At 68.2% G+C, this 14,822-nt stretch carries 12 protein-coding genes, 1 tRNA gene and 1 riboswitch; of the genes, 4 read left to right on the top strand and 9 right to left on the bottom strand.

The annotated features are described in order from the left end of the window. Nucleotides 1–9: 9 nt before the first annotated feature. The 9 genes from infB to ald form a co-directional block, all read right to left on the bottom strand. On the bottom strand, nucleotides 10–2,622 hold the full coding sequence (gene infB, locus G582_RS0108020; RefSeq protein ID WP_028839394.1) for a translation initiation factor IF-2: 2,613 nt from the start codon (nucleotides 2,620–2,622) through the stop codon (nucleotides 10–12). Nucleotides 2,623–2,738: 116 nt separating this feature from the next. After that, nucleotides 2,739–4,226: a transcription termination factor NusA gene (gene nusA, locus G582_RS0108025; protein WP_028839395.1), complete on the bottom strand. Its 1,488-nt coding sequence runs from the start codon at nucleotides 4,224–4,226 to the stop codon at nucleotides 2,739–2,741. A gap of 6 nt (nucleotides 4,227–4,232) precedes the next feature. Further along, nucleotides 4,233–4,862: a ribosome maturation factor RimP gene (gene rimP / locus G582_RS0108030; protein WP_028839396.1), complete on the bottom strand. Its 630-nt coding sequence runs from the start codon at nucleotides 4,860–4,862 to the stop codon at nucleotides 4,233–4,235. A gap of 148 nt (nucleotides 4,863–5,010) precedes the next feature. After that, nucleotides 5,011–5,087 (bottom strand) — tRNA-Met (locus tag G582_RS0108035). Between the two features lie 116 nt (nucleotides 5,088–5,203). Continuing rightward, the gene (gene crcB / locus G582_RS0108040; protein WP_028839397.1) at nucleotides 5,204–5,614 is read right to left on the bottom strand and encodes a fluoride efflux transporter CrcB; all 411 of its coding nucleotides are present in this window, start codon (nucleotides 5,612–5,614) and stop codon (nucleotides 5,204–5,206) included. Nucleotides 5,615–5,661: 47 nt separating this feature from the next. Beyond that, nucleotides 5,662–5,723: riboswitch (Fluoride riboswitch) on the bottom strand. Between the two features lie 7 nt (nucleotides 5,724–5,730). Then, nucleotides 5,731–7,089 carry a replication-associated recombination protein A gene (locus tag G582_RS0108045; protein WP_028839398.1) on the bottom strand — a complete coding sequence of 453 codons (1,359 nt, stop codon included), beginning with the start codon at nucleotides 7,087–7,089 and terminating at the stop codon, nucleotides 5,731–5,733. A gap of 29 nt (nucleotides 7,090–7,118) precedes the next feature. Then, the gene (gene lolA / locus G582_RS0108050) at nucleotides 7,119–7,736 is read right to left on the bottom strand and encodes an outer membrane lipoprotein periplasmic chaperone LolA (protein WP_028839399.1); all 618 of its coding nucleotides are present in this window, start codon (nucleotides 7,734–7,736) and stop codon (nucleotides 7,119–7,121) included. A 109-nt stretch (nucleotides 7,737–7,845) separates the two neighbouring features. Next, the gene (locus G582_RS0108055) at nucleotides 7,846–10,218 is read right to left on the bottom strand and encodes a DNA translocase FtsK (RefSeq protein WP_028839400.1); all 2,373 of its coding nucleotides are present in this window, start codon (nucleotides 10,216–10,218) and stop codon (nucleotides 7,846–7,848) included. A gap of 45 nt (nucleotides 10,219–10,263) precedes the next feature. Beyond that, nucleotides 10,264–11,334: an alanine dehydrogenase gene (gene ald, locus G582_RS0108060; protein WP_028839401.1), complete on the bottom strand. Its 1,071-nt coding sequence runs from the start codon at nucleotides 11,332–11,334 to the stop codon at nucleotides 10,264–10,266. A 148-nt stretch (nucleotides 11,335–11,482) separates the two neighbouring features. Between ald and trxB the strand changes: the two genes are divergently transcribed. The 4 genes from trxB to infA all read left to right on the top strand — a co-directional run bounded on the left by trxB (nucleotide 11,483) and on the right by infA (nucleotide 14,755). After that, nucleotides 11,483–12,433 (top strand): thioredoxin-disulfide reductase, encoded by a 951-nt coding sequence (gene trxB / locus G582_RS0108065; protein WP_028839402.1) that lies wholly within the window; start codon nucleotides 11,483–11,485, stop codon nucleotides 12,431–12,433. 107 nt (nucleotides 12,434–12,540) lie between these two features. Further along, nucleotides 12,541–13,689: a GNAT family N-acetyltransferase gene (locus G582_RS0108070; protein WP_028839403.1), complete on the top strand. Its 1,149-nt coding sequence runs from the start codon at nucleotides 12,541–12,543 to the stop codon at nucleotides 13,687–13,689. Beyond that, complete coding sequence (aat, locus tag G582_RS0108075) at nucleotides 13,686–14,426, top strand: leucyl/phenylalanyl-tRNA--protein transferase (RefSeq protein ID WP_028839404.1); 741 nt, start codon at nucleotides 13,686–13,688, stop codon at nucleotides 14,424–14,426. Before G582_RS0108070 ends, aat begins: the two co-directional genes overlap by 4 nt. Before the next feature lie 110 nt (nucleotides 14,427–14,536). Then, entirely contained in the window at nucleotides 14,537–14,755 is a 219-nt protein-coding gene (infA, locus tag G582_RS0108080) for a translation initiation factor IF-1 (RefSeq protein WP_028839405.1), read from the top strand. The last annotated feature ends 67 nt before the right edge of the window (nucleotides 14,756–14,822 follow it).

Consider the following 14,822-nt stretch of genomic DNA (forward strand, 5'->3'; position numbering starts at 1 on the left):
AGGCACGCCTTACAGCGTGCGCTGCACCTCGATGCGTTCGAAGCATTCGATCTGGTCGCCCGGCTTGACGTCGTTGTACGCCTTCACGCCGATGCCGCACTCGGTGTTGACGCGGACTTCGTCCACGTTCTCCTTGAAGCGGCGCAGCGATTCCAGCTCGCCCTCGAACACGACCACGCTGTCGCGCAGCACGCGGATCGGCTTGGACTTCTTGACCACGCCTTCCACCACCATGCAGCCGGCGACCGCGCCGAACTTGGAGCTGCGGAACACGTCGCGGACCTCGGCGATGCCGATGATCTCCTCGCGGATTTCCTTGCCCAGCACGCCCGACGCGATCTGCTTCACCTGGTCGATGACGTCGTAGATGATCGAGAAGTAGCGCAGGTCGACGCCATTGCCCTCGATGACCTTGCGCGCGGACGCGTCGGCGCGCACGTTGAAGCCGATCACGGTGGCCTTGGAGGTCATCGCCAGCTGGGCGTCGGACTCGGTGATGCCGCCCACGCCGGAGCCGATCACGTTGATCCGGATCTGCTCGTTGGACAGCCCGGTCAGCGCCTCGCGCAGGGCCTGCATGGTGCCGTGCACGTCGGCCTTGACCACCAGGTTGAGGGACAGCTGCGCCGCGCCCTCGCCCATCTGCGCCATGATGTCTTCCATGCGGTTGCCCGCAGACGCCACCAGCCGCATCTCGCGACGCTTGGTGTCACGCTGCTGCGCCACGTCCTTGGCCAGGCGCTCGTCGGCGACGACGACGAAGTCGTCGCCCGCCTCCGGCACGCCGGACAGGCCGAGGATCTGCACAGGGATCGACGGGCCGGCGGCCTGCACCTGGGTGCCGGTCTCGTCGAACAGCGCGCGCACGCGGCCGTACTGGATGCCGCAAACCAAGTAGTCACCCTTGGCGAGGCTGCCCTGCTGCACCAGCACCGTGGCGACCGGGCCGCGGCCCTTGTCGAGCGCGGATTCGATGACCACGCCGGTGGCGCGGCCTTCCGGCACCGCCTGCAGGTCGAGCACTTCCGCCTGCAGCGAAACCGCGTCGAGCAGGTCGTCCACGCCCAGGCCGGTCTTGGCCGAGAGCTCCACCATCTGCACGTCGCCGCCGAAGTCTTCGGCCACCACGTCGTGCGCCAGCAGGTCGTTCTTGACCCGCGACGGATCGGCGTCGGACTTGTCGATCTTGTTGATGGCGACGATCAGCGGCACCTTCGCCGCCTTCGCGTGCTGGATCGCCTCCACCGTCTGCGGCATCACGCCGTCGTCGGCCGCGACCACCAGGATCACGATGTCGGTCAGCTTCGCGCCGCGCTGACGCATGTGGGTGAACGCCGCGTGGCCGGGGGTGTCGAGGAAGCTGATCACGCCCTTCGGCGTGGTCACGTGGTAGGCACCGATGTGCTGGGTGATGCCGCCTGCTTCGCCGGTGGCGACCTTGGTGCGACGGATGTAGTCCAGCAGCGAGGTCTTGCCGTGATCGACGTGGCCCATGATGGTGACCACCGGCGGACGCGGCGCCTTGTCGCCCTGCACTTCCTCGGTGTGCGCCAGCAGTTCGGACTCGGCGTCGCCCGCATCGGCATGCACGGCCTTGTGGCCGAGTTCTTCGGTGACCAGCGCCGCGGTGTCGTGGTCGATGGTCTGGGTGATGGTGGCCATCACGCCCATCTTGAACAGCGCCTTGACCACTTCGCCGCCCTTCATCGCCAGCTTCTGGGCAAGGTCGCCCACGGTGACCGCATCGCCGATGGCGATTTCGCGGATCACCGGCGCGGTGGGCCTGTTGAAGCCGGTGCCCGTGCGCGACTGGTCCAGCGAGCGCCTGGCCGGCTTGCCGCGGCCACGCGGCGCATTGCTGCGACGCGCGCGGTCGGACGGGGACAGGTGCAGCTGGCCGGCGAAACGCGCGGTGCTGTCGTCATCTTCGACGCCCGCCTGCATGACGTGCGAGCCGCGGTGCGCGGGCTTGCCCTTGGCATGCGCGGCGCCCTTGTCGGCTTCGCGCACCGGCGCGACCGGCTTCGGCGCATGACCGTGGCCATGGGCGTGGCTCTTGGGCTTGCCGGATTCCTCCAGCGCGACTTCGGCGGCAGCGGTAGCTTCCGCGGCGGCGCGCTCTGCGCTTTCCTGCTCGCGGCGACGGATCTCCGCCAGCTCCTCGGCGCGCTGCCGGTCCTTTTCGGCCAGCGCCTGCTGCTCGGCGACGTTGCGGGCGCGGGACTCCTCCAGCTTGCGCAGCGCATCGGCGCGCTCGGCATCCAGCACTTCGGCGGCGCTGGGCGCGCGGCCGCTGCCCGGCTTGATGGTGATCTTCTTGCGGGTCACCACTTCGACGGTGCTTGCGCTGCGGCCGGCCTTGCCGCCGCCGCCGACGGTGATCTCCTGCTTGCGGCTGCGGTTCAGGGTGATCTTGCCGGGCGCGATGACCTCGTCGGCAGGCTTGTCGGCCTTGCCGTGCGCGCGGCGCAGGAAGCCGTGCAGCTTGAGTTTCTCGGCGCTGGTGATGACCTGGTCGGGACCGCTGAACTTCATGCCGGCTTCGGCCAGCTGTTCCAGCAGTTTATCGACCGGCGTATTCACCAGTTCGGCCAGCTTGCGGATGGTGGTTTGCTGCGACATTCGGTTTCCGGTGTCTTTGGCCGCCACGCGGGCGACCGAATCTGTGGATTGTAGGGCGGGCCCCAGCCCGCCGGCCAATCAGGCAGCGCAGGCCAGGGCCCGCGCCGTGCCAGGCGTCATTCGAACCAGTGCTTGCGCGCTTCCATGATCAGCACCGCGGCGCGTTCCTCGCCCATGCCCTCGAGATCGGCGATCTCGTCGGTTGCGGCTTCGGCCAGCTCTTCGCGGGTGCGCACGCCACGCTCGGCCAGTGCATAGGCGGTGGTTTCGTCCATGCCGTCGAGCGACAGCAGGTCTTCGGCCGGCTGATTCTCTTCCAGGTTCTCTTCCGCCGCCAGCGCTTCGTTGAGCAGCGAGTCGCGGGCGCGGGAACGCAGTTCCTCGACGATGTCCTCGTCGAAGCCCTCCACCGCCAACAGCTCCGCCATCGGCACGTAGGCCACTTCCTCGACAGTGCTGAAGCCTTCGCTGACCAGGATGCCGGCGATTTCCTCGTCCACTTCCAGCTTGTCCATGAACAGCTGGCGGGCGGTGGCCTGCTCGGCCTCCGACTTGGCCTGGACCTGGTCGGCGGTCATCACGTTGAGCTGCCAGCCAGTCAGGCGGCTGGCCAGGCGCACGTTCTGGCCGCCGCGGCCGATCGCCTTGGCGAGGTTTTCCTCGGCCACGGCCAGGTCCATCGAATGCTTGTCTTCGTCGACGATGATCGACTGCACTTCGGCCGGCGCCATCGCGTTGATGACGAACTGGGCCGGGTTGTCGCTCCACAGGATGATGTCCACGCGCTCGCCATTGAGCTCGTTGGTCACCGCCTGCACGCGCGAACCGCGCATGCCGATGCAGGCGCCGATCGGATCGGTGCGGTTGTCGTGGGCGAGCACGGCGATCTTGGCGCGGTCGCCCGGATCGCGGGCGCAGCCCATGATCGAGACCAGGCCCTGGCCGACTTCCGGCACCTCAAGCTTGAACAGCTCGATCATGAATTCCGGCGCGGCGCGGCTGATGAACAGCTGCGGGCCGCGCGGCTCGCTGCGCACGTCGAACAGGTAGCCGCGCACGCGGTCGCCGGTGCGCAGCACGTCGCGCGGAATCCCCTTGTCCTTGGAGATGATCGCCTCGGCGTTGCCGCCCAGGTCGACATAGACGTTGCCGCGCTCGACGCGCTTGACCACGCCAGTGACCAGTTCGCCCACCCGGTCCTTCCAGGCATCGACCACCTGCTGGCGCTCGGCCTCGCGCACGCGCTGCACGATCACCTGCTTGGCGGCCTGCGCGGCGATGCGCCCGAAATCCGGGTTCTCGATCTGCTCTTCGATGTAATCGCCGACCTCGGCTTCGTCGCTCTCGTCCACCGCGTCCATCAGGCGCACCTGGCGGTCGGGCGACTCCATCACCACGTCATCGGCCACCACTTCCCAGCGGCGGAACGTTTCGTAGCTGCCGTCCTTGGGGTCGATCTGCACGCGCACCAGCACGTCCTGCTCGACGTAGCGCTTCTTTGCGGCCGATGCCAGCGCGGCTTCGATGGCCTCCAGGATCACCGACTCCGGTACGCCCTTTTCGGCCGCAACCGCATCGACGACCAGCAACAGTTCCTTGCTCATACCCGCTTACTCCGCATCAGGCGACCCGCTGGCCGCCGCCTTGTTGGTTGGATTCTTCTTCGCCGCGGGCTTGCCCGCCGCGCCTTGATTCTTGCCCTGCTTCTGCTTGCCCGGCCGCGCGTCGCGCCCGGACTTGTCCTGCGCCGGCGCCAGGCCCAGCGCCACCCAGTCGGGAACCAGCCGTGCCTTCTCGATGTTGGCCGCGGCCGTCGCGAATTCCGCGCCGTCCACGTCGAACACCACGGTGTCGCCGTCCACGCGCAGGATCGCGCCCTGCAGGCGGCGACGGCCGTCCTGCGGCAGCTTCAGGGTGACCTTGGCGCTCTCGCCGACGTAGCGGGCGAACTGCGCCGCGCCGAACAGCGGGCGGTCGATCCCCGGCGAAGACACCTCCAGGGTGTAGTTGCCGCTGATCGGATCTTCGACGTCGAGTTGCGCGGACACCTCGCGGCTGACCGCTTCGCATTCCTCGATGCCGACGCTGCGGGCCTCGGCTTGCGCCTGCGGCACGTCGATATACAGGCGCACCGTGGCGCCGCCCGGCGCGGGCAGGTATTCGATGCCAAGCAACTCCAGCCCCATCGATGCGACGGTGGGCGAAAGCAGCGCGGCGATGTCGTCGGCCTTGTCTGTCACGTCTTTCCTGTCGGAAATCTGAAATGCGGAACCAACACCCGGAAACGAAAAAAGGGCCCTCTGGGCCCTTTTCCGATGACGCTGGATTGCGAAAGCTTGGAGAGACTTTCGCGGCCCGAGCCTAGTGCCGAAACGCAACACTGAAACTTGGTAGCGGGGGCAGGATTTGAACCTGCGACCTTCGGGTTATGAGCCCGACGAGCTGCCAGACTGCTCCACCCCGCAGCAGAGTGGCGCATTGTAGGGAAGCCGGCGCATTCGCGCAAGCACTTTCATCAAAGTCATTTCATGAAGTCATCGCTTGCCGTGCCTGTGCGCCGGCAGGCACCGCGGCGATGCCGTCACACCAACGGAAACGGCGGACGGATGCCTGCCGCCAACCGCGTTCCCAGCCAGACCAGCAGCAGCCCCGCCGCCAGCGTCGTACCGAGGTAGACCAGCGCCATGCCCGCGCGCGGCGAGCGCGCCAGCAGCAGGCATTCCAGCATCAGCGAGGAATAGGTGGTCAGGCCGCCCAACAGACCCACGATGAGAAAGGCGCGCCAGTACAGCACCTGCGGGCCGCGTCCCTCCAACCACACGGCGAGGAAGCCGATCGCGAACGAGCCGATCAGGTTGGCCGCCAGCGTCCCCCACGGGAAACCCTCGCCCAGCCGACGCAACAGCGCGCCACCCAGCCAGAAGCGCCCGGCCGCGCCCACCGCGCCGCCGCACATCACCAGGATCAGTTGCTGCCACCAGATCGTCGCCATCGTTCGCTCCTTCGTGCAACCGGAGCGCGCGCCTGCCGCCCGGTCATGGGTTGGCAGGCATCATCAGCCGGGACGGCGGTTCGGGGAGGATGCCATCTCCCGTCCGTGCAGTATGCCTAGCCGCCGCGCTCGCCGCGAGCGCGGGCGCGCGCCGCGCGCAGGGCGTCGAGCTTTTCCTTGAGCTTGATCTCCAGCCCGCGCGCCACCGGGTGGTAATAGATGCGTTCGCCCATGCCGTCGGGGAAGGCGGTCTGGTCCAGCGCGATGCCACCCTCCGCATCGTGGTCGTACTGGTAGCCGCTGCCGTGGCCCAGCGATTTCATCAATCGCGTCGGCGCATTGCGCAGGTGCATCGGCACCGGCTGCGTGCCCAGCGCGGCGATGTCCGCGCGCGCGGCCTTCAGCGCCATGTAGCTGGCGTTGGACTTGGCGGTGCTGGCCAGGTAGATGGCGAGGTTGGACAGCGCGATGTCGCCTTCCGGCGGGCCGATGCGGTCGTAGGCGTTCCAGACGTTCAGCGCCATCTCCAGCGCGCGTGGATCGGCCAGGCCGATGTCCTCCACCGCCATGATGGTCAGCCGGCGCAGCAGGTAGGACGGATCGCAGCCGCCGTCCAACATGCGCGCCAGCCAGTAGATCGCCCCGTCCGGATTGGAGCTGCGCACCGACTTGTGCAGTGCGGAGATCTGGTCGTAGAACTGGTCGCCGCCCTTGTCGAAGCGGCGGGTACGGTCGGCCAGCACCTGGTGCAGGGTCGCTTCCGTGATGGTGCCACCCTCGCCTTCCGCGATATCCGCGGCGATCTCCAGCAGAGTCAGCGCGCGGCGCACGTCACCGTCGGCAGCCGCGGCGATTTCACCCAACGCCACATCGTCGATGCGCAGGCCACGCCCGCCCAAACCGCGCTCGTCGTCATCCAACGCCTGCCGCAGCGCACGCGCGATGTCCGGCGCCGACACCGCTTCCAGTACGTGCACGCGGCAGCGCGACAGCAGCGCGGAGTTCAGTTCAAACGAGGGATTCTCGGTGGTGGCACCGACGAACAGGATGGTGCCGCGCTCGATATGCGGCAGGAACGCGTCCTGCTGCACCTTATTGAAACGATGCACCTCGTCCACGAACAGCAGGGTGCGGCGGCCGGCGTCGAAGCGCGCCTGCGCCTGCGCCAGCACCTCGCGTACCTGCGGCAGGCCCGACAGCACCGCCGAGATCGCCACGAACTCGGCGTCGGCATGCTGCGCCAGCAGCAGCGCCAGCGTGGTCTTGCCGCAACCCGGCGGCCCCCACAGGATCATCGAATGCATGCGCCCGGCCTGGATGGCGCGACGCAGCGCGGAACCGGGCGCAAGCAGGCGCTGCTGGCCGACCATCTCGTCCAGCGTGCGCGGGCGCATGCGCTCGGCGAGCGGGCGCAGCGCCTCGTTCTGGGCGGCCAGCAGGTCGGGAATGGGATCAGGCGGGCGCGGACGCGACATGGGCGGATTCTACCCGCCGCGCTGCAGGCTCAATTGCCGATCACGTCCACGCCCTTGCCCGGCGCATAGGCAAAGGTGCCCTTGGCGAAGGCCGGGTTGCGCTTCCAGCCGGAAAACGCGATCACGGTGCGCTGGCCCAGCGCATCCACGTATTCCAGCCGCGCCAGCTTGCTGCCGGCGAAGCCCAGGCGCGCGGTCTTGAAGCTGGCGTCGGTCGAGCGCGGCGCCACTTCCAGCCAGGCAACGCCATCGCGACTGCCGCCGTCCTTGACCGCGAAATCGCGCTCCAGCCGCGCCGGTTCCAGCAGGATCGCCAGCGGGCTGTTGGCCTCTTCCGGGCCCTGCGGGCGGCGGGTGGCCTGGTTCAGGTCGGGGTCGACCACCCACACGGTCTTGCCGTCGGCCACCACCAGCTGCGCATATGGCTTGGTGTACTCCCAGCGGAACAGGCGCGGCGCGGACACCGCCACGCGGCCGCTCGAAGCTTCCTTCTGCTTGCCGCGCACGTCGAACACCTGCTGGCTGAACTGCCCGTCCAGCCCCTTCAGGCCTTTGGTGAAGACGGCCAGATCCTCGCGCGCACCGGCGACGGCAAAGTTGCTGGCCAGCAGCAGTGCGGCAGACAACACGGTGGGGGCGATGCGCATCGGAAATTCTCCTGACTTGGATGCGGTGCAGTGTCCCGCAGGGAAGCTGAATGCGCCGCGATGACCGGCGCCAGATCAAACCTGCGAGTGACCGCGCGTTGCCGCGGATTCAGGCCCGCGGCGGCGGCGGCGCCAGCACCGTGCGATCGCCGTTGTGCTCGGGCGTGCTGACGATGCCGGCCGCTTCCATCGCCTCGACCAGCCGCGCGGCGCGGTTGTAGCCGATCTTCAGCCGGCGCTGGACGCCGGAAATCGAGGCGCGGCGGGTTTCGGTGACGATCTGCACGGCCTGGTCATACAGCGGGTCGGCTTCCGGGTCGTCGCTCGCCGCCGCCTCCGGCAGGCCATTGGCGCCCACGCTGCTGCCGTCGTACAGGGTCTGCGCCTCTTCCAGCACGCCTTCGATGTAGTCCGGGCCGCCGACTTGCTTGAGGTGTTGGACCACGCGATGCACTTCCTCGTCGGACACGAACGCGCCGTGCACGCGCTCCGGCATCGCGGTGCCCGGCGGCAGGTAGAGCATGTCGCCATGGCCAAGAAGGGTTTCCGCGCCGCTCTGGTCGAGGATGGTGCGCGAGTCGATCTTGCTCGACACCTGGAACGCGACGCGGGTGGGGATGTTGGCCTTGATCAGGCCGGTGATGACGTCCACCGACGGCCGCTGCGTGGCCAGGATCAGGTGGATGCCGGCGGCGCGCGCCTTCTGCGCCAGCCGCGCGATGAGTTCCTCGACCTTCTTGCCGACGATCATCATCATGTCGGCGAATTCGTCAATGAACACGACGATGAAGGGCAGCGGCTCCAGCGTCGGCGGCGCCTCGTCCATGCCGGGCGTGGGCTTGAACAGCGGGTCCAGCAGGGGCTGGCCGGCGTCGGCGGCGTCCTTCACCTTCTTGTTGAAGCCGGCCAGGTTGCGCACGCCCACCGCGCTCATCAGCTTGTAGCGGCGCTCCATCTCCGCCACGCACCAGCGCAGGCCGTTGGCGGCCTCCTTCATGTCGGTGACCACCGGCGCCAGCAGGTGCGGGATGCCCTGGTAGACCGACAGCTCCAGCATCTTCGGGTCGATCATCAGCATCCGCACATCCTTGGCGGAGGCCTTGTAGAGCAGCGACAGCACCATCGCGTTGACCGCCACCGACTTGCCGGAACCGGTGGTGCCGGCCACCAGCAGGTGCGGCATGCGCGCCAGGTCGGCCACGATCGGCTTGCCGGCGATGTCCTTGCCCAGCGCCAGGGTCAGCGGGCTGCCGGCCTTGTCGTATTCTTTCGAGCGCAGCAGCTCGGACAGGTAAATCATCTCGCGATGGGTGTTCGGCGTTTCCAGGCCGATCACCGACTTGCCGGGGATCACGTCGACCACGCGCACCGATTTCACCGACAGGCCGCGGGCTATGTCCTTGTCGAGCGAACTGATCTGGCTGACCTTCACGCCCGGCGCCGGCTGCACCTCGAAGCGGGTGATCACCGGGCCCGGATAGGCACCCACCACCTCGGCATCGATGCGGAAGTCCTTGAGCTTGAATTCGATCTGCCGCGACAGCGTTTCCAGCGTCTGCGCGTCGTAGCCCTTGGGCTGCGGCTTGGGGTCGTCCAGCAGCGCCAACGGCGGGATGCCGGAACCGTCGTCGGCGTGGAACAGCGGGATCTGCTGTTCGCGCTTGGCGCGTTCGCTTTTTTCCACGGCGGGCGCGGCCGGCGGCTCGATCTTGACCTTTTCGCGGCGCAGGCGGATTTCGCTGTCGGCCTTACGCGCCACTCCGCGCTCCTCGCGCAGCGCGCGCGCCTCGTTCCACTCACTGGCCTGCCTCACCCCCTGCCGCGCACCACGATCCAGCAGCCCCGGCAAGGCCAGCACCCAAGCGCCGATGCGGTCCATCACCGCCAACCAGGACAGCCCGGTGGCCAGGGTCACCGAGATCAGGAACAGGCTGATCAGGAACAGGTTGGAACCCAGCGGGCCGAAGCCGCGCTGCAGCGACCGCCCGGTCAGCTCGCCGAGGATGCCGCCGCTGCCGGCGGAAAAATCGTTGCCGCCGCCGACCCGCAGGTACAGCAGCCCGCAGGCCGCGACCAGGAAACCGACGATGCCGACCAGCCGCAGCGCCGGCCCCAGGTCGGCTTCGCCATCGCCGTCCGTATCCATGCCGAACAGTGCGATCCACGCGATCGCGCCCAGCACCAAAGGCAGCAGGAAGGCGACGTAGCCACACAGGAACAGCAGAAAGCTGGCGATCCATGCGCCGGCCAGGCCACCGACGTTGTGGATGGGCGTCAGCAGGCTGGAATCACGATCCCATCCGGGGTCGGCCGGCGAATAGGTGAACAGGCAGGCCAGCAGGTACAGCAGCAGCGGCGCGACCACGATCAGGGCGAGATCGCGCCACAGGCGCTGCCGGCGCGGGCTTTCCGCCGCGCGCGCGCTGCCCGTTTTCGCCGCCGCTTTACGGCCGCCGCCGACCTCGGATACCGCTTTCGCCACCTGCGATCAGACCTCAGGAAATCCCCATAGGCCTTTGATAATACGTCAAAGACCCATGTCCCGCAGCGCCGGATGTACGATCTTCCCGGCGTCCACGTTGATGCCCTTGGCCAGCGCCGGATCGCTGCGCCAGCCGGCGTCGCTGGCGAGGCGGTTGACCCACGGCAGGATTGCCGCGCAGATCGCCTGCGAGGAGGTCTGCGGCACCGCACCCGGCATGTTGGTCACGCAGAAGTGGGTCACCCCGTCCTGCACGTAGGTCGGATCTTTCCAGCTGGTCGGGCGCGAGGTTTCGAAACAGCCGCCCTGGTCGATGGCGATGTCCACCACCACGCTGCCCGCCTCCATGCCGGCCAGCATCTCCCGGGTCATCACGTGCGGCGCACGGGCGCCGGTGACCAGCACCGCGCCGATCACCAGGTCGGCGGCGGCCACTTCGCGCGCCACCACGTCGTGGTAGGGATACAGCGCGGTGACGTTGTGGCCCAGCCGCATCATGTCGTCCATGCGGTCGGGGCGCATTTCGAACACGGTGACGTTGGCGCCTTCCGCGGCGGCCAGCGCGGCGGCGGTGCCGCCGGCCTTGCCGGCGCCGAACACCACCACCCGGCCGCGCTCGGTGGCCGGGAGCCCGCCCAGCAGCTTGCCCTTGCCGCCCAGCGGCTGGTGCAGCAGGTGGGTGCCCACCTGCACCGCCAGCTTGCCGGCGATCACCGACATCGGCGCCAGCAGCGGCAGGTCGCCGTTGGGCAGCTCCACCGTTTCGAAGGCGACGCCGGTCAGGCCGATCTCCAGCAGGCGGCGGGTCAAGGCGGGTTCGGCGGCCAGGTGCAGGTAGCAGAACAGCAGATGGTCCTTGCGCAGCAGCGCGAGGTCGCCGTCGATTGGCTCCTTGACCTTCACGATCAGCTCGCCCTTCTCGTACAGCGCGGCGGCGTCGGCGGCGATGTTGACGCCGAGGCGGGCGTACTGCTCGTCGGAGAAGCCGCTGCTGGTGCCGGCGTCGGCCTCCAGCCAGACCTCGTGGCCGCGCTTGACCAGGTCGCCGGCGGCGGCGGGCACGAGCGCGACGCGCCCTTCGAGGGTCTTGGTTTCCCTGGGTACACCAATGCGCATTGCTTCGCTCCTGGGCGATCATGGGGCCGCCGTTCGCACGACAGCGTTCCGGCCGTCGCCGCTTGTGTCGCGACTCCGGCGCCGCCAAGCTAGTGACGAACGACGCCCTGCGCGACTCCAGCCGATTATAGGGAAACCGCTTCAAGCCATGACCACGACCAAGCACACCCGCCTCCTGATCCTCGGTTCCGGCCCCGCCGGCTGGACCGCTGCCGTCTACGCCGCCCGCGCCAACCTCAAGCCGGTGGTGATCACCGGACTGCAGATGGGCGGCCAGCTGATGACCACCACCGAAGTGGACAACTGGCCGGGCGACGCCCACGGCCTGATGGGGCCGGACCTGATGACCCGCCTGCAGGCGCACGCCGAGCGCTTCGACACCGAAACCGTGTTCGACCATATCCACACCGCCGATCTTTCCAAACGGCCGTTCCGGCTGGTGGGCGATTCCGGCGAGTACACCTGCGACGCCCTCATCATCGCCACCGGCGCCACCGCCAAATACCTCGGCATTCCGTCCGAAGAAGCATTCAAGGGCCGCGGCGTCTCCGCCTGCGCCACCTGCGACGGCTTCTTCTACAAGGACCAGGATGTGGCGGTAATCGGCGGCGGCAATACCGCGGTCGAAGAGGCGCTGTACCTGTCCAACATCGCCCGCAAGGTCTACCTGGTGCACCGCCGCGACACCCTGCGCGCGGAAAAGATCATGCAGGACAAGCTGTTCGCCAAGGTCGCCGCCGGCAAGATCGAAACCGTCTGGCACCACACCGTGGACGAGGTGTTGGGCAACGACGCCGGCGTCACCGGCATGCGCCTGAAATCGGTGCAGGACGGCAGCAGCCGCGACATCGACGTGCAGGGTTTCTTCGTCGCCATCGGCCACAGCCCCAACACCTCGCTGTTCGAAGGCCAGCTGGAGATGAAGAACGGCTACCTGAAGATCCACACCGGGCTGGACGGCAACGCCACCCAGACCAGCGTGCCGGGCGTGTTCGCCGCCGGCGACGTGGCCGACCAGGTCTATCGCCAGGCCATCACCTCGGCCGGCTTCGGCTGCATGGCCGCGCTCGACGCCGAGAAGTTCCTCGACGACGAGTGATCACCCTTGCGGATTGTCCTGCCGGCAATCCGCGCGGCTGCGGGCGCCCGGCCATGGATGGCCTGGCCGAACCGAGCCATGGATGGGAGCCGCGCTGGTCTTCGCCAATGCCTGCAATCCGCCTCCACCGCACCATGTCCGAGCTCCCAGCCGCTGCCTGGGACGCGCTGCACGACGGCCGCAACCCCTTCGTCGCGCATGACTTCCTGTGCGGGCTGGAAGCCACCGGCTGCCTGCGCCCGGACTGGGGCTGGTCGCCCTGCCACGTGGGCCTGTGGGAAAGCGAGACGCTGGTCGCCGCGGCACCCGGCTACCTGAAGACCAACTCGCACGGCGAGTTCGTGTTCGATCAGGCCTGGGCACAGGCCTATGCGCAGCATGGATTGCACTACTACCCGAAGTGGCTGGGCGCGGTGCCCTACTCACCCGTGACCGGCCCGCGGCTGCTGGCCCGAGACGAGGCGGCGAAGCGCCGGCTGCTCGATGCGATTGCCGGCTTCATCGGGCAGAACGGCCTGTCTTCGGCGCACGTCAACTTCCACGATGACGCCGACGAGGCGGCGTTCGACGGCCACCCGCAGGACGACCGCTGGCTGCTGCGCGAGGACATCCAGTACCACTGGCGCAACGACGCCGGCTGGGCCACGTTCGAGCACTGCCTCGACGCCATGGACCGCAAGCACCGCAAGAACATCCGCCAGGAACGCCGCAAGGTGCGCGAGGCCGGGATTTCCTTCCGCATCGTCCATGGCGAAGAAGCTGCGGACGACGATCTTGCCGCGATGCACCGCTTCTACCTGCAGACCTTCGCCGACTACGGCAATTCGCCGGCGCTAACGCTGGAATTCCTGCGCCATCTCGCGCGAACGATGCACCGCCAGCTGGTCATCGTGCTGGCCGAACGCGGCGGCGCGGCGATCGCCGGTGCGCTCTGCCTGCGTGGCGGAAACACCCTGTACGGACGCTACTGGGGCGCCGCGGAACAGCACCCCGGCCTGCATTTCGAAACCTGCTACTACCAGGGCATCGACTACTGCCTGCGCGAAGGCCTGACCCACTTCGAACCAGGCGCGCAGGGCCGCCACAAGATCGCCCGCGGCTTCCTGCCAACCCTGGTGCGCAGCCGCCACTGCATCGTCGATCCGCGCTTTGCCCGCGCCCTGGGTGAGCGGTGCGCGCAAGAACGCCACGAGGTGCGGCAGCACCTGCAGCAATTGCAGGCACATTCGCCGTTCCGCGACGGTGCACCGGCATGAGCCTGCAGCTGTTCGAACTGGACGCGGAGCCGGCCTCGCGGTTCCCCCCGGTCGAGTTGGCGCTGGCCGACCCCGATGGACTGCTCGCCTTCGGCGGCGACCTGTCGCCCACGCGCTTCCTCAATGCCTACCGCAGCGGCATCTTCCCGTGGTTCTCCGAGGGCGAGCCGATCCTGTGGTGGAGCCCGTCGCAGCGGGCGGTGTTCCGCAGCGACGGCGTGCACCTGCCTTCGCGCCTGTGCCGGCGGCTGCGCAACAGCGGCTGGACGGTGCGCGCCGACAGCGCCTTCACGCAGGTCGTCGCCGGCTGCGCGGCGCCGCGCGCGGGACAAGGCGGCGGCACCTGGATCACCGCCGACATGCAGGCGGCCTACCTAGCCCTGCACCGACTCGGCCACGCCCACAGCATCGAAGTGTTCGATGCCGAAGACCGGCTGATCGGCGGACTGTTCGGGCTGTCGTTCGGGCACATGTTCTGCGGCGACAGCATGTATTCGGTGGAATCCGGCGCATCCTCGCTGGCGCTGGCGGCGCTGGCGCGGCGGCTGCGCGATTGGGGCTGGCCGCTGCTGGATGCGCAGGTGCCCAATCCGCACACCCGCCGGCTGGGTGTGGAAATCTGGCCGCGCGCGAACTATCTGGCCGCCCTTGCCCGCCTGCGTGACCTTCCCGCCACGCCGGGAAATTGGCAGGAACGCTTCGGCCAATGGCCGGCTTCTGCGCTTGCCTCCGCCTGAACGATTAACGGGTTTTTTGCAAGACCCGGCCCGACGTGGCAGAATGTCGGACTTTCGGGCCCCGTATTCATGGCGCCCTCCCCAGATACAGGACACGCTCCGGCAGACACATGGCGAAAGACGACGTCATCGAATTCGAAGGCACGATCTCCGAAACCCTTCCGAACACCATGTTCCGGGTGAAGCTGGAGAACGGCCACGAGATCATCGCCCACATCTCCGGCCGCATGCGCAAGAACTACATCCGCATTCTGACCGGCGACCGGGTCAAGGTCGAAATGACCCCCTACGACCTGACCAAGGGTCGGATCACCTACCGCCACCGCTGAACCACGCCGGTTCGGCCCTGACGGCTACCTCCGCAGACGCCCCGCAAGGGGCGTTTCGCGTTCCTGC

This window comes from Thermomonas fusca DSM 15424 (assembly GCF_000423885.1).
GTDB lineage: Bacteria > Pseudomonadota > Gammaproteobacteria > Xanthomonadales > Xanthomonadaceae > Thermomonas > Thermomonas fusca.

Bases quoted from the DNA above. Each gene is read 5' to 3' on its own strand.
- nusA (WP_028839395.1), bottom strand. From the start codon at position 4,226: ATGAGCAAGGAACTGTTGCTGGTCGTCGATGCGGTTGCGGCCGAAAAG.
- crcB (WP_028839397.1), bottom strand. From the start codon at position 5,614: ATGGCGACGATCTGGTGGCAGCAACTGATCCTGGTGATGTGCGGCGGC.
- lolA (WP_028839399.1), bottom strand. From the start codon at position 7,736: ATGCGCATCGCCCCCACCGTGTTGTCTGCCGCACTGCTGCTGGCCAGC.
- ald (WP_028839401.1), bottom strand. From the start codon at position 11,334: ATGCGCATTGGTGTACCCAGGGAAACCAAGACCCTCGAAGGGCGCGTC.
- infB (WP_028839394.1), bottom strand. From the start codon at position 2,622: ATGTCGCAGCAAACCACCATCCGCAAGCTGGCCGAACTGGTGAATACG.
- G582_RS0108070 (WP_028839403.1), top strand. From the start codon at position 12,541: ATGCCTGCAATCCGCCTCCACCGCACCATGTCCGAGCTCCCAGCCGCT.
- aat (WP_028839404.1), top strand. From the start codon at position 13,686: ATGAGCCTGCAGCTGTTCGAACTGGACGCGGAGCCGGCCTCGCGGTTC.
- infA (WP_028839405.1), top strand. From the start codon at position 14,537: ATGGCGAAAGACGACGTCATCGAATTCGAAGGCACGATCTCCGAAACC.
- G582_RS0108045 (WP_028839398.1), bottom strand. From the start codon at position 7,089: ATGTCGCGTCCGCGCCCGCCTGATCCCATTCCCGACCTGCTGGCCGCC.
- trxB (WP_028839402.1), top strand. From the start codon at position 11,483: ATGACCACGACCAAGCACACCCGCCTCCTGATCCTCGGTTCCGGCCCC.